This window comes from Streptomyces sp. NPDC090083, assembly GCF_044747445.1.
Lineage (GTDB): Bacteria > Actinomycetota > Actinomycetes > Streptomycetales > Streptomycetaceae > Streptomyces.
Window position 1 is genome coordinate 495323 of record NZ_JBIVED010000001.1, and the last position, 24278, is coordinate 519600.

Annotated in this window: 17 protein-coding genes and 1 pseudogene; 9 read left to right on the forward strand and 9 right to left on the reverse strand. The window is 70.6% G+C overall.

Annotation, left to right across the window (positions count from 1 at the left end):
• Window positions 1–129 precede the first annotated feature (129 nt).
• The gene (locus ACIPTO_RS02055; RefSeq protein WP_401188648.1) at window positions 130–1101 is read left to right on the forward strand and encodes a 2-dehydropantoate 2-reductase; all 972 of its coding nucleotides are present in this window, start codon (window positions 130–132) and stop codon (window positions 1099–1101) included.
• 150 nt (window positions 1102–1251) lie between these two features.
• Window positions 1252–2100: a formate dehydrogenase accessory sulfurtransferase FdhD gene (gene fdhD, locus ACIPTO_RS02060; RefSeq protein WP_366311476.1), complete on the forward strand. Its 849-nt coding sequence runs from the start codon at window positions 1252–1254 to the stop codon at window positions 2098–2100.
• Between the two features lie 156 nt (window positions 2101–2256).
• On the opposite strand, the gene ACIPTO_RS02065 is transcribed toward fdhD, so the two are convergent.
• Entirely contained in the window at window positions 2257–3075 is an 819-nt protein-coding gene (locus ACIPTO_RS02065) for a LysR family transcriptional regulator (protein ID WP_401188651.1), read from the reverse strand.
• A 128-nt stretch (window positions 3076–3203) separates the two neighbouring features.
• Here ACIPTO_RS02065 and ACIPTO_RS02070 point away from each other — a divergent pair, with 128 nt between their 5' ends.
• Window positions 3204–3923, forward strand: coding sequence for an SDR family oxidoreductase (locus ACIPTO_RS02070; RefSeq protein ID WP_401188654.1), 720 nt, complete (start codon window positions 3204–3206; stop codon window positions 3921–3923).
• A 41-nt stretch (window positions 3924–3964) separates the two neighbouring features.
• On the opposite strand, the gene ACIPTO_RS02075 is transcribed toward ACIPTO_RS02070, so the two are convergent.
• On the reverse strand, window positions 3965–4402 hold the full coding sequence (locus ACIPTO_RS02075; protein WP_401188656.1) for a MarR family winged helix-turn-helix transcriptional regulator: 438 nt from the start codon (window positions 4400–4402) through the stop codon (window positions 3965–3967).
• Window positions 4403–4515: 113 nt separating this feature from the next.
• Here ACIPTO_RS02075 and ACIPTO_RS02080 point away from each other — a divergent pair, with 113 nt between their 5' ends.
• On the forward strand, window positions 4516–5442 hold the full coding sequence (locus ACIPTO_RS02080; RefSeq protein WP_401188659.1) for a zinc-binding alcohol dehydrogenase family protein: 927 nt from the start codon (window positions 4516–4518) through the stop codon (window positions 5440–5442).
• 172 nt (window positions 5443–5614) lie between these two features.
• Window positions 5615–7489: an exo-alpha-sialidase gene (locus tag ACIPTO_RS02085; RefSeq protein WP_401188662.1), complete on the forward strand. Its 1875-nt coding sequence runs from the start codon at window positions 5615–5617 to the stop codon at window positions 7487–7489.
• 26 nt (window positions 7490–7515) lie between these two features.
• On the opposite strand, the gene ACIPTO_RS02090 is transcribed toward ACIPTO_RS02085, so the two are convergent.
• Window positions 7516–8532 (reverse strand): bile acid:sodium symporter family protein, encoded by a 1017-nt coding sequence (locus ACIPTO_RS02090; protein WP_401189672.1) that lies wholly within the window; start codon window positions 8530–8532, stop codon window positions 7516–7518.
• A gap of 174 nt (window positions 8533–8706) precedes the next feature.
• Here ACIPTO_RS02090 and ACIPTO_RS02095 point away from each other — a divergent pair, with 174 nt between their 5' ends.
• A complete protein-coding gene (locus ACIPTO_RS02095) occupies window positions 8707–9573 on the forward strand; it encodes a LysR substrate-binding domain-containing protein (RefSeq protein ID WP_401188665.1) in 867 nt (288 codons plus the stop codon).
• A 238-nt stretch (window positions 9574–9811) separates the two neighbouring features.
• The gene (locus ACIPTO_RS02100) at window positions 9812–11638 is read left to right on the forward strand and encodes an AMP-dependent synthetase/ligase (protein WP_401188668.1); all 1827 of its coding nucleotides are present in this window, start codon (window positions 9812–9814) and stop codon (window positions 11636–11638) included.
• 12 nt (window positions 11639–11650) lie between these two features.
• Here the strand turns inward: ACIPTO_RS02100 and ACIPTO_RS02105 are convergent, their stop codons facing one another.
• The 4 genes and pseudogenes from ACIPTO_RS02105 to ACIPTO_RS02120 all read right to left on the reverse strand — a co-directional run bounded on the left by ACIPTO_RS02105 (window position 11651) and on the right by ACIPTO_RS02120 (window position 20091).
• On the reverse strand, window positions 11651–13693 hold the full coding sequence (locus ACIPTO_RS02105; protein WP_401188671.1) for a PQQ-dependent sugar dehydrogenase: 2043 nt from the start codon (window positions 13691–13693) through the stop codon (window positions 11651–11653).
• Between the two features lie 17 nt (window positions 13694–13710).
• Window positions 13711–17966, reverse strand: a pseudogene (locus tag ACIPTO_RS02110) (discoidin domain-containing protein); the annotation flags it as partial.
• A gap of 156 nt (window positions 17967–18122) precedes the next feature.
• A complete protein-coding gene (locus tag ACIPTO_RS02115) occupies window positions 18123–18911 on the reverse strand; it encodes a Tat pathway signal sequence domain protein (RefSeq protein ID WP_401188674.1) in 789 nt (262 codons plus the stop codon).
• Window positions 18912–18915: 4 nt separating this feature from the next.
• On the reverse strand, window positions 18916–20091 hold the full coding sequence (locus tag ACIPTO_RS02120; RefSeq protein WP_401188676.1) for a glycoside hydrolase family 105 protein: 1176 nt from the start codon (window positions 20089–20091) through the stop codon (window positions 18916–18918).
• A gap of 477 nt (window positions 20092–20568) precedes the next feature.
• Between ACIPTO_RS02120 and ACIPTO_RS02125 the strand changes: the two genes are divergently transcribed.
• Entirely contained in the window at window positions 20569–21405 is an 837-nt protein-coding gene (locus ACIPTO_RS02125) for an aldo/keto reductase (protein ID WP_401188679.1), read from the forward strand.
• Window positions 21406–21580: 175 nt separating this feature from the next.
• Window positions 21581–22273 carry a glycoside hydrolase family 75 protein gene (locus tag ACIPTO_RS02130; RefSeq protein WP_366311504.1) on the forward strand — a complete coding sequence of 231 codons (693 nt, stop codon included), beginning with the start codon at window positions 21581–21583 and terminating at the stop codon, window positions 22271–22273.
• A 100-nt stretch (window positions 22274–22373) separates the two neighbouring features.
• On the opposite strand, the gene ACIPTO_RS02135 is transcribed toward ACIPTO_RS02130, so the two are convergent.
• Entirely contained in the window at window positions 22374–23078 is a 705-nt protein-coding gene (locus ACIPTO_RS02135; RefSeq protein WP_366311506.1) for an SDR family oxidoreductase, read from the reverse strand.
• Between the two features lie 101 nt (window positions 23079–23179).
• On the reverse strand, window positions 23180–24148 hold the full coding sequence (locus ACIPTO_RS02140) for a class I SAM-dependent methyltransferase (RefSeq protein WP_401188683.1): 969 nt from the start codon (window positions 24146–24148) through the stop codon (window positions 23180–23182).
• Between the last annotated feature and the right edge of the window lie 130 nt (window positions 24149–24278).

The window sequence follows — 24278 nt, forward strand, 5'->3', positions numbered from 1 at the left end:
CCCTTGCCGCTCCATCTTCCATACTGTAGACAATATTTCGTCGACAGTGTTCGCCTCCGGCTCCGCCCGGTCCCGGACACGACGACAGCCACCTCCGCGGTACTCCCTCGACCGAACGGAGAGTCTCCGGTGAAAGTCGCAGTCCTCGGTGCCGGCGCGATCGGCGCCTATGTCGGTGCCGCGCTCCATCGCGCGGGCGCCGATGTGCATCTCGTCGCCCGTGGACCGCATCTCGCGGCCATGAGGCAGCACGGTGTCCAAGTGCTCAGCCCGCGCGGTGACTTCACGGTCCGCGTCCACGCCACCGACGACCCGGCCGAGATCGGCCCGGTCGACTTCGTCGTCCTCGGTCTGAAGGCCAACTCGTACGCGGCGTGCGGGCCGCTGATCGAGCCCCTGCTGCACGGGACCACGGCGGTCGTCGCCGCCCAGAACGGCATCCCCTGGTGGTACTTCCACGCGCACGGCGGCCCCTACGACGGGCAGCGCGTCCAGAGCGTGGACCCGGACGGCGCGGTCAGTGCGGTGCTCGCGCCCGAGCGGGCCGTCGGCTGTGTCGTCTACGCGGCGACCGAGCTGGCGGGACCGGGAGTCGTCCGGCATCTCGAAGGCACCCGGTTCTCGATCGGCGAACCCGACCGGAGCGTCTCGGCGCGCTGTCTGGCGCTGAGCGAGGCGATGCAGGCCGGTGGCCTGAAGTGCCCGGTCGAGCCGGAGCTGCGCAACGACATCTGGCTCAAGCTGCTCGGCAACATCTCCTTCAACCCGATCAGCGCGCTGTCCCGCGCCACCATGCGGCAGATGTGTCTGCACGGCGGCACCCGCAAGGTCATCGAGACGATGATGGCCGAGACGCTGTCCGTCGCCGAGGCCCTGGGCTGCGAGGTCGGTGTCTCAATCGAACGCCGGCTCGCGGGCGCGGAGCGGGTCGGCGATCACCGCACCTCGACGCTCCAGGACCTGGAACGCGGCAAGCCGCTCGAACTCGACGTGCTTCTCGCGGCCGTGGTCGAGCTGGCGGAGATCACCGGTGTGGAGGTCCCCACCCTGCGCACCGTGCACGCCATCTCGGACCTCCTCGCGCTGCGGAGCGCCGCGTGAGGAACCGCGCCGCACCGGCGGGAGGGCGCGTGCAGGACAATGGGACGGCGAGGGCCGCCTCCGCGCTCGACCGCCCGGTGGGCCGCGGCCGCCTCCGCGACAAGGGCCGTTCCGGCCACCAGTACGTACAGAACCGGGGCTGATCAGGACATGGGACGAGTCACGGAACGACGCAAGGTGATCCGGATCCGCGAGGGCGCGGTCTCCAGCCGCCCGGACACGCTGGTCGCCGAGGAACCGCTGGAGATCCGCCTCAACGGCAAGCCGCTCGCGATCACCATGCGCACTCCGGGCGACGACTTCGCGCTCGCGGCCGGGTTCCTGGTCAGCGAAGGTGTACTGGCGAACGCATACGATCTGCAGAACATCGTCTACTGCGCGGGGGCGACCGTGGACGGCTCGAACTCGTACAACGTGGTGGACGTACGGACCTCCCCCGATGTCGTCGTCCCGGACATCACGCTGGAACGCAACGTGTACACGACGTCCTCGTGCGGCCTGTGCGGCAAGGCCAGCCTGGACGCGGTCCGTACGACGGCGCGCTGGCCCATCGCCGACACTCCCCCGGTCCGGGTGGAACCCGCGCTGCTCGCGAGCCTCCCCGACCGGCTCCGCGAGGCCCAGCGGGTCTTCGACCGGACCGGGGGTCTGCACGCCGCGGCCCTGTTCAGCGAGGCGGGCGAACTGCTGGACATACGGGAGGACGTGGGCCGGCACAACGCGGTCGACAAGCTGGTGGGCCGCGCCCTGCAGAACGGGGACCTGCCGCTGTCCCGGGTGATCCTGCTGGTGTCGGGCCGGGCCTCGTTCGAGCTGGCGCAGAAGGCCGTGATGGCCGGCATCCCGGTGCTGGCGGCGGTGTCGGCGCCCTCGTCGCTCGCCGTGGACCTGGCGGCGGAGACCGGCCTGACCCTGGTGGGCTTCCTGCGCGGCAGCAACATGAACGTGTACGCGGGCGAGGACCGCATCGCCTTGCAGGCCGCGGCCACCCAGGGCTGAGGCCCGCGCCCCGCGGCACGGCGGCGGGGCCCCGACCGGCGGGGAGCGCCCCCTGCGCCGCAGGGGCCCCGCCTCGGCCCCGCAGCGCACGTCGGCCCGGGCTCGGCCCCGCGGCGCACACCGGCCTCGCCGAGCCCCCGCGAGGTCCGGCGTCCCTCAGTCCCGCGCACCCCGCACGCTCTGCACGAACCCCTCGATCAGGGCCGAGCGCCGGGCCGCCTCCCACGCCAGGACCACCTGGTCGGGTTCCGCGTCGGTGACGGGCACGTAGGTGATGTCGGGGCGCGAGTACTGCTCGGCCACGGAGACGGGAACCAGCGTGATGCCTGCGCCGGAGGCGACCGCCTCGAACTTCTCCTCGATGCTGCGGATCGGTACGTCGTCCGGGCCCGGGTCCGCGTACCGCAGCCAGGTCTCGCCGTCGAGGTCGGCCCGCACGAGGTCCGGTTTGCCCGCGAGGCGGTGGTCGCCGGGCAGCATCGCCACCCGGGTCTCGGTGAACAGCGGCAGCAGCGTGAGGCCGTCCTCGCGGATCGGGCGGCGCAGATAGGCGAGGTCGACGGTGCCGTCGAGGATCAGCCGCTCCTGGTCGTCCCACTCGACCCGGCGGGCCCTGACCTCGATGCCGGGGTGGGCGGCGCCGTAGGCGCGCAGTGTGCGGGTGAGCACGATGCCGGCCCGGAAGCCGACGACGAGCCGGTGCGGGCCGCGTGCGGACCGTCGCACTCTGCGGCGCGTGGCGTCCGCCGAGGCGAGCAACGCACGTCCGTTGTCGAGGAGTTGGTGTCCGGCCGTGGTCAACGACACGCCGTGGCTGTCGCGTTCGAACAGCGGGGCGTCCAAGTCCTTCTCCAGGGAGCGGATCTGACGGCTCAGCACCGGCTGCGCGATGTGCAGCCGCTCGGCCGCGCGCCCGAAGTGCAGCAGTTCGGCGACCGCCACGAAGTAGCGGACCTTCCGCAGGTCGAGGTCCATGGGTGCCGCCCTTCCCGCGCCGTCGGCGATGCCTTCAGGGTATCGCCACCGCCGGAAGAGGTCTTGGACGGCGGCGCGGCCCCGGCCGCAGGCTGGACCGCGTGACAGCGACACGGAAGGGGCAGGACATGGCACTGCGAGGACAGCGGATCGTCGTCATCGGCGGTACGGCGGGCATCGGACTCGCGGTCGCGGAGGCGGCCGGACGGGAGGGCGCCCGGGTCGTGGTCGCCTCGCGCCGGCAGGAGAGCGTGGACGCGGCGCTGGAGCGGCTGCCCGAGGACGCGGAGGGCCGGGTGCTCGACGCGGGCGACGAGAACGCCGTACGGGAGTTCTTCGCGGGGCTCGGCGGCTACGACCATCTCGTCTACACGGCCGGTGAGGCGCTGCTGATGGAGGGTCTCGCGGAGTCCGATCTCGGGCGGGCCCGCGCCTTTCTGGACACCCGGTTGTGGGGCGCCTGTGCGGCGGTGAAGTACGGCGCCTCCTCGATCCGGGAGGGCGGTTCCGTGGTCCTGACGACGGGTACCGCGGGGCGCAGGCCGCTCCCCGGCACGGCGGTAGCGTCCGCCCTGTGCGGGGCGATGGAGTCGCTGACCCGTGCGCTGGCCCTGGAGCTGGCCCCGCTGCGGGTCAACGTGGTCGCGCCCGGTGTGGTCCGCACCGAGCTGTGGCGGGAGCTGGGCGCCGAGCAGCGGGACGGGCTGTTCGCGTCCGTCGCGGGTTCGCTGCCGGTCGGGCGGATCGGTGAGCCGGCGGACGTCGCGGAGGCGTACCTGTATCTGATGCGCGGCGGCTACAGCACCGGTTCGACGGTGGTCGTGGACGGCGGCACGCTCCTCGTCTGACGGGGACGGCCGCCCCGTACCGGAGGCGGCGCCGTCGGCGGTCAGCCGTCCGTACCGGAGATCCGGGTCAACAGGGCCGTGAACCGGGCGCGTTCGGCCTCCGACAGCGGGGCGAGGAGTTCCTCGTTGGCGGTGTGCGCGGCCTTCTCGCAGCGTTTGAGCAGGCGTGCGCCCGCCGGGGTGAGCGACACCGCGTTCTTGCGGCGGTCCTTCGCGTCCGGCTCCCGTACGACCGAGCCCGCGGACTGGAGGTCGTTCAGGACGCCGACCAGGTCCTTGGCGTCGAGCCCGACGCTGCGGCCGAGGTCGGCCTGGGCGACGGGGCCGAGGTCGCGGACGGCGGAGAGCACCACGTGGTGCCACATCTTCAGTCCTTCGGCGGCCAGCGCGTCGGCGACCAGCGCCCGGCCGCGCGCGGCGGCCCGGCCGAGGAGCCAGCTGGGGAGGGAGCGGATCGCGAGGAGGGGTGCTTCGGCCATGCGGGCAGCCTAGCGAAAAGCCATTGGACTTCCCAATGAAATCGTGAATACCATGGGGACTCCCAACGGTTTTCGGGGATCTCTGCCGATTCCCGCCGATCCCCGGAGGTGCGATGCGTCGCGTCCGGTACGAGTCCACCGGCGGCCCGCTGTTCCTGGAGGAGGCTCCCGTCCCCGTGCCGGGCCCGGGTGAACTCCTCGTCCGTACCGAGGCGATCGGGGTCACCCTGCCCGTCGTCCGCAAGGTCGCCGAGGCCGCCGAGCCGATCCCGCTGGGCGGCGAGATCGCGGGCGAGGTGGCCGCCGCAGGACAGGGGGTGACCCGGTTCCGGGCGGGCGCGCGGGTGACGGGGCTGTGCTTCGGGCACGGGTACGCCGACTTCGCGGTCCTGCACGAGGCGATGGCCTCCCCCGTGCCGGACACGGCCTCCGCCGTCGACGCGGTCGCGCTCGTCCGCAGCGGGCTGGTGGCCCTGGGGGCGCTGGACGCGGCCCGCCCCGAGCCCGGCGAGGCCGCGCTGATCACGGCGGCGGCGAGCGGAGTCGGCCATCTCGCCGTGCAGTTGGCGCGGGCGCGCAGTGCCGGACGGGTCGTCGGCGCGGTGTCCGGCCCCGCGAAGGCGGACTTCGTGGGGGCGCTGGGCGCCGACGAGGTGATCACCTACGACCGGCTGGGCGGGCCCGAGTCGGGCGACGGCGTCGACTACGTACTCGACGCGGTGGGCGGTGAGTTGCTCACCCCGGCGGTCGCGGCGCTCGCCCCGGGCGGCCGGCTCGTGGCGTACAGCTCGGGCGGCGGGACGATCCGGGCGTACGACCTGCTCGTGGGCGCGAAGGCGGTGATCGGGTTCCAGATGGCGCGGACGGCGCGCGGGAAGCCGGAGCTGTACAAGCGGTGGCGGCAGGAGGTGTGGCGGCTGTTCGCCGACGGGGCCCTGAAACCGGCCGTGCACCGGGAGTTCGCGCTCACGGAGGCGTCGGAGGCGCACCGGGTGATCGAGTCGCGGAGCAATCTCGGCAAGGTCGTGCTGCGCCCCTGAGAAGACCGCCCCATCCGACGCTCCCTCACCATGCGTCCCGCCCAGCGGAGTTGTCGGGTGACGAGCGCTGCACGCTTCTTGTGAGGCGCCGGAGGCCGCAACTAACGTCTGTGACGCGCCCGTTGGACGTGGGATGTCCGGATGTCCAGATGAATGAAGGGCAGGAAGCACCATGCCGTCGAGTCCTCGCGCACGTCTGAGATCGGCCCTCACCGCCGTACTCACCCTGGCCGCGCTGCTCATGCTCCCGAGCCACGCGCACGCCACCACCGCCCAAACCGCCGCCCCCGCACCCGAGTTCGACCAGCAGGTCCTCTTCAAGGCCTCCCAGGACCCGGGCTACGCCTGCTTCCGGATCCCCGCGATCGTGCGGACCGACGCGGGCACCCTGCTCGCGTTCTCCGAGGGCCGGGTCCTCAACTGCGGTGACGCCGCCGACATCGACATCGTCGTCAAGCGCTCCACGGACGACGGCCTCACCTGGAGCCCCTTGCGGGTCGTCAACCACGGCGGCGGCGACACGCACGGCAACCCCGCCCCGATCGTCGACCGCGGGACCGGCCGCATCCTGATCGCCGAGACGTACAACACGGGTCGTACGGACAGCGCCAGTTGCTCGGTCCCCTGCGACCGCACCCCCCACCTCCAGTACAGCGACGACGACGGCCTGACCTGGTCGCAGCCGCGCGACCTGAGCGACGAGATCCTGCCCCCGAACTGGAACTCCTGGTACGCCACGGGCCCCGTCCACGGCATCCAGCTCACCCGTGGCCGGCACAGGGGACGGCTCGTGTTCGGCGTCAACACCGAGACGTGGGACGGGAGTCGGGTCACCGCGAACAACGCGGCACTGATCGTGAGCGACGACGGCGGCGACCACTGGAGGATCGGCGCGACCGACTCGTACCCGATCGCGGCCGACGGCACCTGGCGGCAGAAACCGTCCGAGGTGACGCTGACCGAGCGCACCGACGGGTCGATCCTGGTGAGCGGCCGCGAACAGGACGGCACCGACCTCGGGCAGCGCACCCAGACCGTCAGCCGCGACGGCGGCGACAGCTTCACCGCGCCGTTCCACGCGCTCCCGGACCTGTACGCCCCGCAGGTCCAGTGCTCGACCCTCGGCGCCGGCGCCCGCATCCTGCTGGCCTGCGACGCCGACCCCGACCGTCGCCGCACGATGATGATCCGCTCCTCCTACGACGGCGGTCGCACCTGGGACAGCGTGGACCGCGGCACGGTCGTGACGAAGGACTGGTCGGGCTACTCCGACATGGCGCGCATCGACGGCGACACGGTGGGCCTGCTCTACGAGGGCGGCGCCGTGACCGCGACCGACGAGATCCGCTTCGCCCGCTTCAACGAGGCCTGGCTGCAACCGCGCCGGGGCCCCGACCCGACGACCGCCGACCTCGCCCCGCACGCGCACCGCGCGGCGGTCCTCGGCGGCGCCCAGGAGACCGACGGCGTGTCCGGCGGCGCCCTGTCCTTCGACGGGGTCGACGACGCCGTGCGGCTGCCGTACAGCGACCGGCTCCCGCTGGGGACGAAGGACTTCACGGTGTCGCTCTGGTTCCGCTACACCGCCACGACCGGCGACCAGCCGTTCCTGTGGATGGGCGGGGTCGGCACCAGCGAGCCGCAGGTGTGGCTGCGCGGTGAGCCCGCGGGCAACCACGTCCGGGCGCTGATCACGACCCGGGACGGCTCAACGACCGTCCGCACCACCTCCGTGGTGACCGCCGGCGCCTACAACGACGGCCAGTGGCACCAGGCCGTACTGCGGCGCGGCGGCGGGCAGTTGACGCTGTCCGTCGACGGGACGGCGGTGAGCACCGCGGACGTCGTGGGCTCCGTGAGCCGCAACTCGCCGTTCGGTGTGCACATCGGTCAACGCGTGGACAGCCTGCAGTACTTCACCGGGTCGATCGACGACGTCCACGTCTGGGACCGGCTGGTGACGGACGACGAGCTCGCCGCGCGGCATCCCTCTGCCGCGGGCACCGTGCTGTGGCTGCCGTTGGACCGCGTGAGCGGCGGCCACTGACGTCCCGGGCGGAGTCCGGCGGAACCTCAGCCGGATCGTGTGGCCGTACCGACCGCCGCTCGTGACCCAGCGGTCGGGCCGGCCGTACCGGCCGCCTCGGGGAGCGGATCGCGGGAGCGGCGCTTGGCGATGACCGCGCACACCATCAGCTGCATCTGGTGGAAGAGCATCAGCGGCAGCACGGCGAGGGAGGCGTGTGCGCCGAACAGGACGCTGGCCATGGGCAGTCCGGAGGCGAGGGACTTCTTCGAGCCGGCGAACTGGATGGCGATCCGGTCCTCCCGGTCGAAGCGCAGCGCCTTGCCGCCGTACCAGGTCAGCGCGAGCATCACCGCGAGGAGGACGGCCTCGACGGCCAGCAGTCCGGCCAGGCGGACCGCGCTGACCTGGTGCCAGATGCCCTGGACCATGCCCTCGCTGAACGCCGTGTAGACGACGAGGAGGATCGAGGCGCGGTCGACGTAGCCGAGGACCTTCTTGTGCCGGGTGACGAACCCGCCGATCCAGCGCCGCAGCACCTGCCCCGCCAGGAACGGCACGAGGAGCTGCAGCACGATCTTGAGGAGGGAGTCGGCGGAGAAGCCGCCCGCGTTGCCGCCGAGGAGTGCCGCCGCGAGGAGCGGGGTGATGACGATGCCGGCGAGCGAGGAGAAGGAGCCCGCGCAGATCGCGGCGGGCACGTTGCCTCGTGCCATCGAGGTGAACGCGATCGACGACTGGACGGTCGACGGGACGAGGGTGAGGAACAGCAGCCCCTGGTAGAGGGGGTGCGTGAGCAGTACCGGGACGAGCCCGCGGGCGGCCAGGCCCAGCACCGGGAAGACCACGAAGGTGCAGGCCAGCACGGTGGTGTGCAGCCGCCAGTGCTTGAAGCCCTCCACGGCCTCGCGGGTCGAGAGCCGGGTGCCGTAGAGGAAGAAGAGGAAGGCGATCGCGGCCGTGGAGGCGCCCGAGGCGACGTCGGCGCCGGTGCCCCTGGCCGGGAGGAGCGCGGCGAGGCCCACCGTCCCGAGCAGCAGCAGGATGTAGGGGTCGATCGGCATCCGGCTCGGCCGTCGCAGGCGTTTCACTGTGCTCCACTACCTCGCTGTACGTCCGTCCCGTCGTCCGGGGCGGACTCGTGCCCTCCCCATCCTGCTCCCCGGTCGCTTGATCGGGAATCCGTCATACCGCTCTGACTGCCATCACGTTTGGCGATAAGCGGTTACCGTGGCCGTATGTACGACCTCTGCCACCTGCGTACCTTCCTCGCGGTGTCCCAGACGCTGAGTTTCACGCAGGCCGCGCGGCGGCTCGGTCTGCGGCAGTCCACGGTGAGCCAGCACGTGCGGCGGCTGGAGGACGCGACGGGACGGCAGCTGTTCACCCGGGACACGCATTCCGTGGAGCTGACCGAGGACGGCGAGGCGATGCTCGGGTTCGCGCGCCGGATGCTGGAGGTGCAGGAGCAGGCGTCGGCGTTCTTCACCGGGACCCGGTTGCGCGGGCGGCTCCGCTTCGGGGCGTCCGAGGACTTCGTGCTCACCCGGCTGCCGGAGATCCTGGAGGCGTTCCGCCACGACCATCCCGAGGTCGACCTGGAGCTGACGGTCGAGCTGTCCGGGACACTGCACGAGCAACTGGCCGCGGGGAAGCTGGACCTGGTGCTGGCCAAGCGGCGGGCGGAGGATCCGCGGGGGGAACTGGTCTGGCACGACAAGCTGGTGTGGATCGGGGCGGAGCGGCTGCGGCTGGACGCGGAGCGGCCGGTGCCGCTGATCGTCTATCCGCCGCCGGGGATCACTCGGGCGCTGGCGCTGGAGGCGCTGGAGCGGCAGGGGCGGGCCTGGCGGATCGCGTGCACCAGCGGGAGTCTGAACGGGCTGATCGCCGCGGCGCGGGCCGGGCTGGGGGTGATGGCTCACTCCCGGGGGATGGTGCCGCCGGGGCTGGTGCGGGTGCCGGAGCGGGTGGGGCTGCCTGAGCTGGGGGTGGTGGACTTCGTGGTGGTGCACGGGCGGCGGCGGGCGTCCGCCCAGGGGGCGGCGGACGCGTTGGCGGGGGCGATTCTCGCGGGTGGGGACCGGCTGCATCGGCGGGGGTGACGGCGGGGTGACCGGCCGGCCGTAATCGGGTCGTACAGATTCGGTGGAGATTACGGGCCCGAAACCTACGGAACCGTAAGGATTTCTGTCCGGCCCTTCCCCTTGTGCGGGCATTTTCCACCGCTGACCAGTACGGACGGTCGAACGTCCCGGATTCCGACCCCCTCCCGCCCTCCTGTCCCGTGGGGTAGCTTTCACCGCGCTGAAGGGGAGTGCCAACAGGATCGGGGAGCGGGGTTTGCGCGAGTTCAACAACCCTCCGTTGGCGTTGGCACCGCCGGTGGGCGGTCTGGCCGACGTCGTCTTCGAACGTGCCCAGGACGACCCCCTCCATGTCTCCCTCGGCCGCAAGGACGAACAGGACGAGTGGCGGGACGTGACCGCCGCCGAGTTCCGTGACGAGGTCCTCGCGCTCGCCAAGGGACTGCTCGCGCGGGGCGTCCGCTTCGGCGACCGGGTCGCGATCATGTCCCGCACCCGCTACGAGTGGACGCTGTTCGACTTCGCGCTGTGGACGATCGGCGCCCACGTGGTGCCGATCTACCCGACGTCGTCGGCCGAGCAGTGCTTCTGGATGCTGCACGACGCGCAGGTCTCGGCGGCGATGGTCGAGCACGAGGACCACGCGATGACCATCGCCACCGTCATCGACCGGCTCCCCGCGCTGCACCAGCTGTGGCAGCTCGACACCGGTGCCGTGCAGGAGCTGTACGACGCCGGCGCGCACATCGAGGACGAGGTGGTGCACCGGCACCGCCAGGCCGTCACCCCGGACTCGACCGCGACGGTCATCTACACCTCGGGCACCACGGGCAGGCCCAAGGGCTGTGTCATCACGCACGGCAACTTCATGTACGAGGCGGACACGGTCATCGACTCCTGGGAGTCCGTCTTCCACTCGAAGCGGGGCGACGAGGCGGCGACGCTGCTGTTCCTGCCGCTGGCGCACGTCTTCGGGCGGATGGTGGAGGTCGCGGCGATCCGCGGCGGGGTCCGTTTCGGCCACCAGCCCCAGCTGAACGCGGCAGCGCTGCTGCCCGACCTCGTCGCCTTCAGGCCGACGTTCATCCTGGCCGTGCCGTACATCTTCGAGAAGGTCTTCAACGCGGCCCGCCGCAAGGCCGAGAAGGACGGCAAGTCCGGTCCGTTCGAGAAGGCCGTCGAGGTCGCGGTGAAGTACGCGGACGCGATCGAGGCGAAGGCGTGGGGCATCGGCCCGGGCCCGTCGGCGGCCCTGCGCATGCAGCACCAGCTCTTCGACAAACTCGTCTACTCCAAGGTGCGGGCCGCCATGGGGGGCCGTATCCGCAACGCCATGTCCGGCGGGTCGGCCATGGACCGCCGTCTCGGACTGTTCTTCGCGGGCGCGGGCGTCCAGATCTACGAGGGCTACGGCCTCACCGAGTCGACGGCGGCGGCGACCGCCAACCCGCCCGAGCGGACCCGCTACGGCACGGTCGGCCAGGCCATCCCCGGTGTCACCGTGCACATCGCGGACGACGGCGAGATCTGGCTCAACGGCCCGAACGTCTTCCACGGGTACCTCAACAACCAGAAGGCCACCGACGAGACCCTGCACGACGGCTGGCTCGCCACCGGGGACCTGGGCTCGCTCGACGAGGACGGCTATCTCACCATCACCGGGCGCAAGAAGGAGATCCTGGTGACCTCCGGCGGCAAGAGCGTCGCGCCCGGGCTGCTGGAGGAGCGGGTGCGGGACCATCCGCTGGTCTCGCAGTGCATCGTCGTCGGCAACGACCGCCCCTACATCGCCGCCCTGGTCACCCTCGACCACGAGGCCGTCGAGCACTGGCTGACCATGCGGGGCAAGCCGCAGCTGTCGCCGGCCGAGCTGGTGCGGGACGCCGACCTGGAGACCGAGGTGCGGCGCGCGGTGGTCGCCGCCAACACCCTGGTCTCGCAGGCCGAGTCGATCCGCACGTTCCGGATACTGGCCCAGCCCTTCACCGAGGAACACGGTCTGCTGACCCCGTCGCTGAAGCTGAAGCGCAAGGCCATCGAGAACACGTACGCGAACGAGGTCGAGGCGCTGTACCGGGCCTGAACTCCCTTCTGTCTAGCCGATGTCGACGCGGAAGAGCTTGTCCGAGCCGGCGGGCTGGTTGCCGTTGTTGTCGCAGTTGGTGGTGGTCAGCCACAGCCGGTCGGCGCCGGGGACCTTGGTGACCGTGCGCAGCCGGCCGTAGGTTCCGACGTAGTACGCGGTCGGGGTGCCGACGGTCTCGGTGTCGCCGTTGATGGGGACGCGCCAGAGGCGTTCGCCGCGCAGGGACGCCATGTAGACGACGTTGCGGACGATGGCGATCCCGCTGGGCGAGGCCTCGTCGACGTTCCAGGTGGCCTTCGGGTTGGTCATGCCGGCGACGCCGCACGTCCCTTCGCAGGTGGGCCAGCCGTAGTTCGCGCCCGGCTTGATGAGGTTGAGCTCGTCCTTGGAGCTGTTGCCGAACTCGGCTTCCCACAGCCGGCCGTTGCGGTCGAAGGCGAGGCCCTGCGGGTTGCGGTGGCCGTACGAGTAGACGTAGGTGCCGAACGGGTTGCCGGGGGCCGGCCTGCCGTCCGTCGTCATGCGCAGGATCTTGCCGTTGAGGGAGGTCTTGTCCTGGGCGAGGTCGGGGGTCTGGGCCTCGCCGGTGGAGACGTAGAGGTAGCCGTCGGGGCCGAAGGCGAGGCGGCCGCCGTTGTGGTAGCGGTTCTTCTTGATGCCCTGGAGGAGGACGGTGTAGCCGGTGAGGGTGGTGCCGTCGTACGTCATGCGGACGACGCGGTTGCCCTCGGACGCGGTGTGCATGAAGTACACGTAGTGGTCGGTGGCCCACTTCGGGTCGACGGCGACGCCGAGGAGGCCGCCCTCGCCGTTGGTGGTGACCGTGTTCGGCACGGTGCCGACCTGGGTCCTGGTGCCGTCCTTGGTGGTCTTCCAGACCTTGAAGTCGTCCCGCTCGGTGACGAGGGCGCTCTGGCCGTCGGGCATCCAGGAGGTGCCCCACGGGATGGTCCAGCCGCTGGAGAGCGTGGCGATCGACGAGGGGACACCGCCGTCGGTCGCGCAGGCCTTCGTGGTGAAGGTGACGGTGTTGCTCGGCGCGGAGACGTTGCCGGCCGCGTCCCGGGCGACGGTGTCCAGGGTGTACCGGCTGTTGCAGGCGAGGCCGGTGAGGGTGGTGGAGGTGCCGGTGGTGACCGTCTTGTAGACGGTGTCCCCGCTGCGGATGTCGTAGGCGACGACCGCACGGTCGTCGGTGGAGGCGCCCCAGGTGAGGGCGGCCGAGTCCGCCGTGATGTCGGCGGCCGACAGGGTGCCGGGGGCGGTGGGCGGGGTGGTGTCGGAGCTGGGTTCGGTCGTGCAGTCGACGACCGGGCTGGCGGGTGAGGTGTTCCCGGCCGCGTCCCGGGCGATGACGGTGAGGTCGTAGGTGGTATTCGGGGCGAGTCCGGTGAGGGCCTTGCTGGTCGAACTCCCGGCCGCCTCAGCGATCTTGTTGCCGTGCTCGTAGAGGTCGTACGCCGTGACGCCCACGTCGTCGGTGGAGGCGCCCCAGGTGAGGGTGAGGCCGTTCTCGCCGATGTCCGAGCAGCTCGGCGGGCCGGGACGGGTCGGGGCCTGGCCGTCGGTCGCGGTGCCGACGCTGATGCGGTCGAGGTTGGGGCCGCCGTTCGCGGTGGTCGCGGTCGCCCGGATCCTGTCGGTGCCGGCCGTCAGCGGGACGTTCACGGTCTTCGTGGCCCAGGTGTTCCAGTCGGCGGTCGCCGGGAAGGAGACCGCGGGCGCTACGACCGTGCCGTCGACGGAGATGTCCATCGGGCGGTCCACGGCGGTGCCGTTGGCGTAGCGCAGGGCGACCGGTGCGGTGCCGGTGCCGGCCGCGTTCACCGTGAACTCCACAGAGGAACCGGTGACGTTGGTGTAGTCGACGAAACCGGTGCCCGTGTAGCCGGTGTGGTTGGTGGCGACGGTGCCCTGGACGACGGTGGCGTCCTCGGCCTGGTAGTCGGTGCTCGCCGCGTGCGCGGTGGCGCCGGTGAGTCCGGCGAGCGGCAGGGCGAGGACCAGGGAGAGACCCCATGCGCCCCGTGCGAGCCTTCCTTCGCGTGTCATGACCGCCCCCTCAGGCTGCTGTTGACCGGGTTCACATGGATCAGACGGGTCTCGCCCGGCCGCAGTGTCGCGCTGTACGCGTCGGCGATCGTGCCCTTGTGGGAGCCGGACCAGAGGTCGGTGACGTCGCCGGTGCCGGTGAAGCCGACCTGCGACCAGTTCACGGAGACCGTCGCGCTCCCGGAGGTACCGGTGTTGAACAGCGCGACCACATGGGCGCCGTCGCTCTCGCGTTTGCTCCATGCCTGCTTGACACCGCTGTTCACGACGCGTCGCGCGGCGACGCCGTCCTGGTCGACGCCGATGAGGCGGTCGTTGGTGAGCATCGCCGTGTCGACGGTGTCGAGGTGGGTGAGGTCGGTGCCGAGCAGCAGGGGTGAGCCCGCCATCGCCCACAGGGTGAAGTGGGAGCGCCGCTGGTCGGCGGTCAGCCCCACCTGGTCGCCGTTGCCGACCTCCAGCGAGTCCAGGTCGTTCCAGCCGCCCGGCCCGGCGTACGGCTGCCAGGACGCGGCGGTGTCGAAGCGCGCGGAGACGTGCGACCAGTCGGTGAGCGGATAGCCGCTGCCGTTGGCGCCCGGACCGCAGTAGCACTCGACGTCGCCCTGGGTGCGCCAACTGTTCGCGTACCGGCGCCAGATGGCCGCGTCCGCGATCGGTAGGCTGTTGGAGAGCGCGAAGTCGATGGGACGGCCGGTCGCGCGCAGCGCCTTGTCCCAGGCCTGGACGTCGGGGATGTCGGCGCCGCCCACACCGTCGATCTTCAGGTAGTCGACGCCCCACGACGCGAACTGCCTCGCCCACGAGTCGACGAACTCCTGTGCGCCCGGCTTCCCGTAGTCGATGTAGTACATGTTCTTGCAGTTGTAGTTCTTCTCCGTCCTCGACGTGTCCGCGATGTCCTTCGCGTGGTACGGCGTGCCCTCGATCGGGGTGTTCGCGGTGACGGCGTTCCTGGCGATGCCGGGGGTGACGTAGAAGCCGAACTTCAGTCCCCTGGAGTGGACGTGGTCGGCCAGCGCCTTGATCCCGGACGGGAACTTGGCCGGGTCGACGGCCCAGCGGCCGTAGGAGTCGACGGTGAAGCCGTTCGCGTCGCACTTCTGCCAGAAGTCGTCGAGGTTGACGTACACGAAGCCGTGGTTCTTGAGGCCGCTCGCCACCATGGCGTCGGCCTGGGCCTTGATCTTCGCCTCGGTGGGCGTGCGGCGGACGTGGCTCCAGCTGCTCCAGCCCATGGCGGGGCGCTGCGACCGGCCGTTGTCCAACCTCGGGGTGAAGGCCGTCGCGGGCGTCGCGTAGGACGTGCCGATCCACGCCTCGTCGATGCGCAGCCGCTGGTAGCGGGTGGTGTCGGTGGCGGCGGCCCAGGTGGAGTCGACTTCGAGACGGACGTAGCGCGCGGTGGCCGCGGTGAGGTCAATCCCCTGGATTCCGCGCCGACTTGGCATCTCGCCGGTCTTGACCGCGCTCCCCCAGGTGGTGCCGTCGTTGCTCAGGAACACCTTGTACGCCTTGATCCGCGCCGACTGCTCGGTGTCGGAACGGGCGTAGGCGACGGAGTCCTCGCGCTGGTTGAGCCCGATGTACCGCACCTTCTTCGCACTGCCCAGGTCGAAGGTGAGGGTGACGGGGAGGGTCTTGCCGTTGTCCCAGTAGGTGAGGTGGTCGCCGTCCCCCGCCGCCGAGCCCGCGTGGCCGCTCGCCGAGGCGCTCGCGCTCACGGTGACGCCGGACAGGATGCCCTGCCGGCCGGCGGTGGTGACCTTGAAGACGGTGTCGTACGGGTCCCAGCCGCCGAGGCCGCTGAGGGTGAGCACCCCGCCGGACTGGGACCACGAAATCGCTTCTCCGGTACGGAGGTTGGTGACGGAGGCGATGCGGTAGCCGTTGTCGCGGATGCGCAGCGTGCTGGTGCTGGGCGGGGTCAGGACGTGGATGTACTGGAGGTCGGGGTCGGTGCGGTTGACGGTGGTGACGCCGTGGGCGCCTTGACGGAGGAGCCGGCGTTGGTGACGAGGCGGCCGAGGGTGAGCCTCCGGTCGACGGCCGGGTCGGAGCCGTCGTACCACCAGGCTCCGGTCGAGGGCAGTTTGAAGTCGGCCTCGGTCAGGCGGGGTTGGGCGGTGTAGACGGCCTGCGGGTAGTCGTAGGCCGGGGTCATCCCCGTCTTCTGCTCATTGCTGATCATGTCCATGATCGGGGTGTCTTCGTTGTTGTTGCTGAGCGTGCAGGCGGGGCGCTTCTGGTAGATCTGCCGGTAGAGGTCGTGGCTCTCCCAGTACGCGTTGTCGTTGTCGATCCAGAAGCCGCCGAGGTCGGGATAGCGGTCCATGACCTCGAAGAAGTTGTCGTAGCTGAACTGCCCGAAGCCGTCGCGGGTGGTCAGGTCGACGCTCTTGCCCTTGTAGGCGGAGTAGGCGGCCGAGTCGAGCCATTCGTGCCCGCCCTCGTCGTGCCACTGCGGGTCGTCGGTCATGTAGAGGATGACCTTCATGCCCTTGGCCTTCGCGGCGGTGATCAGCTCACCGAGGAAGTCCCGCCGGGTGGAACACGATCCGGGGATGCCGGACGGCCAGGGGCGGGCGTAGCCGAGGCGGCTGTGGAACGTCGCCAGGACGAGGTACTGGGTGTGCAGTTTCCGGGCCTCGTCGATCCAGTAGTCGGGGGTCCAGCCGCCGGACGTGACATCGCTCTCCCAGGCGCCGCAACTGGTGTGGGCGGGCGCGGTGTGCAGGCCCCAGTGGAGGAAGAGGCCGCCGACCGAGCCCCGGAGGAAGTCCTGGCGGGGGTTCTCCAGGTCGAGCGGGCGGGCGGCGGCACCGGGCAGGCGAGTGCTCGCGGTCGCGGCGGTCGCTCCTGTCACCCCGGTCCCCCTGGCCCCTCCGGTCGCGCAGTTCTCCGTGGAACCGGTGCTGGACACGCGTGGGGCGCCGGCGCCGGTGACGCAGTAGCCGTCCACGTCCTGGAAGCCCAGGTCGTAGGGCGAGTTCGTACCGCGCTGGGCGGTGAAGCCGGAGAACCGGACACCGCTCGCCGCGTTGGCGATGACCGCGGGGCGGCCGTCGTTCGCCGCGAACTTCACCGAGCTGTCGGTGAAGTGGACGGTGTCGGCGTTGTGCAGGTACCAGCCGTAGGCCGGCCGGGTGCCGATGGCCTTCGGGTTGTAGTCCTTGGGGTCGTTGCCCGGCACGCCGGTGGACATGGTGCCGTTGCCGCCGGGGACGGTGATGTGGACGTTCGTGAAGGTGATCCCGCTGATCCGGTGGCCGCTCTCGCCCCACAGGGTCGGGCTGAAGGACGGGCTGTTGCCGGTGGCCGTGATGTCGTCGTACGTCACGTCGCTGATCGAACCGACCCCAGGACTGTCGCCGCAGCGCCTGCGCGTGCCTATCTTCTCCATGATCGGTGAGTGGACGCCGGTCATGGTGATGTCGCGGTAGTGGACGTCGGAGATATTCGCGCCGTCCATGGAGACCATGCCGAGGCCGGACTTGTCGGCGCCCTCGATGCGGATCTTCGCGAACTGGTAGTCGGAGAAGTCCCCGCAGGTCTCGGAGCCGAACATGAGCGCGTTGCAGCACTTGGCCGACAGATACGAATCGCTCACCCGCACATGGCCGTTGGGGAGTTTCGCGCCGAGCGCGTAGTCGCTCTTGAAGACGAGGGCGTCGTCGTTCGCCCTGATGCTGGCGTTGGTGACGGTGACGTTCGTCGTGGAGATGATGTTCCAGCCGTCGCGGTCGCTCGCGGTATCGATGGTCAGGTGGTCCGAGGTGACGTTCGTGCAGCCGTTGATCAGCGCGGCGAAGTGGCCGCCCCGGCGCAGGGTGAGGCCGTCACCGATGCGCAGTCCGTCGCAGCGGGTCAGCGACAGGATCTTGTCGGCCTCGCCCGGCTCGGGGTTGCCGGTGATCAGGTTGCCCAGTCCGTCGATGACCCCGCCGCCGACGAAGCCGATGTCCGTGAGCCGGTCGCCGTAGATCATCGCGTCGTGGAAGTGGCTGTGCCCGTAGTCCTGGTACTGGTCGTCCGGGTTGGACTCGGGGGCGTCGTAGGTGTCCGCGGACGAGCCCTGGATCGTGGCGCCCGTGTCCACCTGGAGCGTCACGTCGCTCTTCATGTGGATGGTGTTCTTGGACTTGTAGGTGCCCGCGGGGAAGCGGACCGTGCCGCCGCCCGCCGCGTTGGCCGCCGTGATGGCCCTGTTGACGGCCGGGGTGTCGTTGGCGGACCCGTCGCCCTTGGCGCCGTAGTCGCGTACGTCGTACACGGCGGCGTGCGGTGCGGGCGGTGCCGCCGCGAGGGCCGAGGGGTGGGCGAGGCCGAGGACGACGGTGAACGCGAAGAACATGCTCGCCGCCCAACTGCGCTTGTACATCGGGGGTTTCATGCGAAATCCGGTGGGGGGTCTCATGGCACGGGCTCCTCACACGAGCTGGTGGCCGCGGAGATCGGTGAGCAGGAGGTAGGTGTCCTGAAGGGACCCGGAGGTGTCGCCGAGAGAGCGGTAGATGCCCCACTTGGGGCGGACCCGGTCGGCGAGGAAGGTGTCGACGCCAGTTCTCGACGTGTCGATCACGGTCGTGGAGCCGGAGTTGAGGATCCAGCGGACCGAACCGGCCGTGCCGTCGGCGACCGTGATCCGGAAGTCGACGTCGGTCCAGCGGTCGTGCAGCGGACCGAGGTCGGTACGGCCGACCAGGACACCGGCGATCGGCAGGTCCAGCTCGATGGTCTGCGCCCCGTTCACCCGCCGCAGCGACTGCACGACGATCGGCGAGGTGCCGTCGCCGGGCTGCTTCATCTGCATGATGTGCGTGAAGGTCGTGGTCGCCTTCAGGGAGCTGGGGATGTACATCGAGTACGTGATCCGCCAGGTCTGCCCCCGGGTCCACTTGAGGTAGCTGCCGCTTCCGGTGCGCAGCCCGGTGACCTCCTGGCGCTGCCGGTCGGTCGAGGTGTCGCGGTCGACCGTGTGCATGGTGAAACGCCAGTTGTCCCCGGTGGGGAGGATGTGCGGGTGGCCCGCCGGGTGCGAGTCGGCACGGTCGTCCTCGACGGTCTCGAAGGCGCCGAGGCCGTCGCCGCTCGCGGTCGGTGCCCACTTCTGCTGCCAGGAGGCCGCGTGAGCGGGCGTGGCGGGCGTGAGGCCGGCCGCCGCGCCGGCGGCTCCGCCTAGAGCGGCGCCGAGCACCGCCCTTCTGGACGTGCTCATGACACTAATCACCTCGCAGTTGTTCGTTCATGATCAGGAAGGCGCCCAGGCCGTGGAGGTCGTTCGTGGCCCGGGTGCGCGCGGCGTAGTACGCGTAGTCGCCGACGTTCGTGCCGACGGAGATGCCGGCCAGGTCCGTGCGGCCGTCGGTGCCGACCGAGAGCTTCGCGAGGACGCCCTCGTAGCCGCGCCGGGCGACATCGGCGTAGTGCCGGTCCAGATAGCCCCGCTGTGCGCCGCGCGAGAGGGCGTAGGCGAACATGCTGGAGCAGGACGTCTCGGTCCAGTTGTCGCTCCGGCCGCCCTTGTCCATGATCTGGAACCACCGCCCGGTCGCCGGGTCCTGGTACTTCTCCAGCCCGGCCGCCAACGAGCGGAAGATGGCCAGGAGTTGAGGCCGTCGCGGATGGCCGGCGGGGAGCGCGTCGAGGACGTCCGTGACGGCCATCGCGTACCAGCCGACCGCGCGGCACCAGTGCTCCGGCGCGAGTCCGGTGCCGGGATCGGCCCAACTCGCGGTGCGGGACTCGTCGTAGGCGTGCCTCAACAGGCCGCCCGCTACCTGGAGATGACTGCCGTAGACGTACAGCTGCCGGGACGCCTCGTCGTCGGTGTACGCGCTGTCGCCGAACTCCTTGCCGTACTCGACGAGGAACGGGTTCACCATGTAGACGCCGTCCGCCCAGAGTTGATGGGCGCGGCTGCTGCTGTCGGCGTGCCAGAAGCCGCCGTCACTCGTGCGCGGGTAGGTGTCGAGGCGGTCGCGGATCTTCTGGGCGGCCTTGCGGTAGCGGTCCTGGCCGGTCTCGTGGTGGAGGACCACCAGGAGGCGGCCGGCCTGCATGCTGTCGAGGCTGTCGAAGGACTGGTCGATCGAGCCGTCGCTCTTCACGAAGCGGTCGACGTAGCTCTTGATGTAGGCCAGGTAGCGGGGGTCGTGGGTGCGCCTGTAGGTGAGGTACTGGCCGTAGAGGTAGAGGCCGACCGGGTACGACCAGCCGCCGATGGTGCTCGGTGTGTAGCGGGCCGCCGTGGAGTCGACGACGGCCACGGACCAGTCGGGCGCGGCGGCCGGCCGGCTCGCCGTGACCGCCGTCGCGAGCGGTGGGGCCGCTCCGCTCAGGGTGACGGTGGCGAGGGCCGCGGCGGTCAGGCCCGTGCGCAGACGTCGGCGTCCCATGTTCCTCCCTTTCCCGGTCTATTGACCGACTGATCAGTTGGTGAGGGCGAGGAGGCATCGCGGGCCGCCGCCGTCCAGAGCGTCCTGTGCGCCCGGGTCAACGAGGCCTTCGCCACACCTTTTCATCCGATGTTTCCTGCATACGATGTGCTGGCTACAGAAACCTGGAGAGTGACCTGCCGCTGTGCGCAGACACGCTCGTCCGGGGAAGTACTTCCCCGGAGGCCCGACAGGCACAAACGTTCACAGGTACGTATCGTGTTCACGCACACGTCCGGCGGCGTGTTTCAGAGTTGCGGCACGACGGTCCGCGGTCAATGGTCCGGACCGAAAAGGTCGGATGCATTTCTCGCCAATCTTCGCCCGAGGGCATCGATCAGGCGGCGTGTCCGGACGGATTTCGCGGTCAGGAATGCGGTACGGCCCGTGATCGTTGACGATATGAGTACCACCCGACGACTGAAGGATCGAGAGCTCGTGAGCAGCAAGGTCCCCCCGATCATCCTCAACAACGGTGTAGAGATGCCCCAGCTGGGCTTCGGCGTCTGGCAGGTGCCGGACGACGAGGCGGAGCGGGCGGTGGCCGTCGCACTGGAGTCCGGGTACCGCAGCATCGACACAGCCGCGATCTACGGCAACGAAGAGGGCACCGGAAGGGCGATCGCCGCGTCCGGCGTCCCGCGCGAGGACCTCTTCGTCACCACCAAGCTCTGGAACAGCGACCAGGGGTACGACGCCACGCTGCGCGCCTTCGACGTGTCGCTGGAGAAGCTCGGCCTGGACTACCTCGACCTGTACCTGATCCACTGGCCGGCCGCGCCGCGGGGCACCTACGTCGACAGCTACAAGGCGTTCGAGAAGCTGTACGCGGACGGCCGCGTGCGCGCCATCGGTGTCTCCAACTTCGAGCCCGACCACCTGGCCCGGCTGATCGCGGAGACCTCGGCCATCCCGGCGGTCGACCAGATCGAGCTGCACCCGCAGCTCCAGCAGCTCGCGGCCCGCGAGTACCACGCGGAGCAGGGCATCGCGACCGAGGCCTGGTCGCCGCTCGGCTCGGGCAAGGGCCTGCTGGAGGTCCCGGCGATCGTGGCCATCGCCCAGAAGCACGGCCGCACCCCGGCCCAGATCGTGCTGCGCTGGCACATCCAGCTGGGCAACGTGGTGATCCCCAAGTCCGTGACGCCGTCGCGGATCAAGGAGAACATCGAGGTCTTCGACTTCAGCCTGGACACCGAGGACCTCGCGGCGATCAGCGCGCTCAACGAGGACCGGCGGCTGGGTCCGGACCCGTCGACGTTCAACCCGGCCTGATCCCAGACCGGTTCGAGCGCCCCGGAGCCCCGCGGCTCCGGGGCGCTTCGCTTTCCCCGCGCTTCCCCGCCACTGGGCCACTTGGTTCGTACCAGGGTCTTGACGCGGGCATGCAGAGGGGGCACCTTGTTGCGCACCCGGTAAGGAAACTTTCCTAACAGAAGGGTCCCCCACAGTGCGCATGCGAACACTGACCCTCGCCGCGGCCTCAGGTGCCGCGCTGCTCGCCGCCGGAGTGCTCCCCGCGAGTGCCTCCGGCGCCACCCCCAAGTCGGCCCAGGAGGGCTCGGTCAGCGCGGCCAGTCTGCTCGCCAAGGTGACGTCCTGCTCGCAGATATCGAACGGCAAGTACCGTACGGACGACGAGACTTCGGCCACCATTCCGGTCTGCGGCAAGAACGGCGCCGTGTTCTGGAAGGCCGACATGGACATCGACTGCGACGGCCAGCGCACCACGAACTGCAACGAGAACGCCGACCCCTGGTACCAGGACGACACCGCGTTCCACCAGTCCAACGGCCAGCCCCTGAAGGCGGATTCCCTCCCGTACATCGTGGTGCCCAGCTCCAGCAGCATCTGGAAGTACTCCAGCTACGGCATCAAGGGCGGCGGCGTGGTCGCCGTGATCTACAACAACAAGGTCGAGTACGCCGTCGTCGGCGACACCGGCCCCACCAACATCATCGGCGAGGCCTCCTACGCCACCGCCAAGGCCCTCGGCATCGACCCCGACCCGGCGACCGGCGGCGCCGACTCCGGCGTGACGTACATCCTGTTCAAGAACTCGACGGTGTCCCCCATCGAGAGCCACAGCGCGGCGGTCTCGCTGGGCGACCAGTTGGCGCAGCAGTTCCTCGCCAACAACTGACCCGGGAGGGGAGAAGAGGCCCGTTGCCGCATGCAGGGGCGGCAACGGGCCTCACCCGTGCGGCAGTTGGGCCGCCCCCACGTCAGTCGGGCCGGCCTCGTCAGTTGGGCTGGCCGACCGGCCGTACGACGACGGTGTTGATGTCGACGCCTGCGGGCTGACGGATCGCCCACAGGATCGTGTCGGCGATGTGGTCGGCGGTGAGCAGCCGGCCGGGCGGCAGGCTGCCGTTGCCGTCCCAGAACGGGGTCTCCACCCGGCCCGGAGCGACGAGGGTCACCCCGATGCCGAACTCCGTGACCTGGCGCCGGGTGTTCTCGGCGAGGCCGGTCATCGCCCACTTGGTGGCGCCGTAGATGTTGCCGGGGGTGTGCACGAACCCGGCGACGCTGCCGATCAGCACGATCCGGCCGTGCGTCTGCTTCAGCGCGTCGACGGACGCCCGGATCAGCAGGGCGGGACCGAGCACGTTGGTCAGCACCATCTCGGTCCAGCCGGCCGGGTCGCCGTCGGCCACCGCGTCGTGCGTGGCGACCCCGGCGTTGGCGACGACCGCGTCGAGCCGTCCGAAGCGTTTCAGCGTCGTCTCCACGGCGGCCTGCACCTCGCCGTACTCGGCGGCGCTGCCCGGTATCGTCAACAGACCCTCGGGGTGACCGAGTTGGGCGGCGAAGTCGTACAGCCGCTGCTCGCTGCGGCCGGTGACGGCCACCCGGCCCCCGGCGCTGAGGAGTTGACGGGCGACGGCGGCGCCGATCCCGCTGCCGCCGCCGGTGATGAGCGCGACGTGAGAGTTGTCGTTCATGGTGGTCGTACCCCCGTGGGTCGGTGAACTCCGCACTTTTGGAGGGGCAGTTCATCACCTTGAGCAGGCTCGAAGTCAAGCCGCCGAGATCACGGCCCGTGTCAGCCGGCCCGCACCGCCGTGTGCACGGTCTGCGCGGCGAGCACGAACACATCGGCGCGCCGGTGCACACTCGCCTCGTCCTGCGGGTCGACGAGCCGGCCGAGGGCGGCCCGGTCCTCGGCGTCCATGGCCTCGCCGTAGATGTCACGGACGCGGGTCAGCCGGTCGGCGACGTAGGCGCGGACGCGGTCGGGGGCCGGGGCGGGCAGGTCGAGGAGGAAGCTGCGGCTGCCGGTGTGCTTGAGGCCGGCCGAGTCCATCAGGGCGGGCCAGTCCTCGGTCTCGGTGACGGCGCCGGGGAGTTCCTCGCGCATCTGCGCGAACCACTCGGCCTCGATGGCGTCGATCCGTGCCTCCAGGCCCGGGCGGCCGATGCCGAAGTCGCGGGGCAGGAACCGGGAGGGCAGGCCGCCCTCCATGATCGCGAGGGTGCCGCCGGGCGCGAGCCGCTCCGCGAACGCGGCGAGACCGGCACGCTGGTCACCGAGGTGGTGCAGGCTGCGGCTCGCCCACAGCAGATCGGCCGGGTAGTCCAACTCCCCCAGCACCTCCGGCAGTTCACCGGTCAGCGTGCTGAAGCGGTCACCGAAGCCCAGCCGGTCGGCGCGGGCGCGGGCCCGCTCCAGGAGAGGCCCGGAGCCGTCCACGGCGACGACCCGGGCACCCGGGAACGTCTCCGCGAACAGACACGCGACCACCCCGGGTCCGCTGCCCACGTCGACGATCAGCCCCGGATCGGTCCGCTCCTTCGCCAGCCACGCCATGGCCCGCTCGTACAGCGGCGCGAACAGTTCCGCCTGGCTCTCCAGGTGGGGACCCATGACGGCCCAGTCGAGCGCGGTGTGGTCGTGCTGGTGGCGGCCCCCGCCGGGCTTCCGCTCGTGCCCGGTGCCGTGACCATGCCCGTGATCGTGCTGGTCGCCCTGCTCGTGGTCGTGCTTGTGGTCATGGTCCTGGTCGTGCGCCATGGTGGTCAGCCTTTCGTCCGCGTGCCGTCAGCCTGCTCCGACGCACCGCCCGGCGGCCACCGACGTTGCCGAAGCGGCAAGAAATTGCGGCAAAAAGAGGCGCCGGAAAACCGGATGCGCCCAAGGCCAC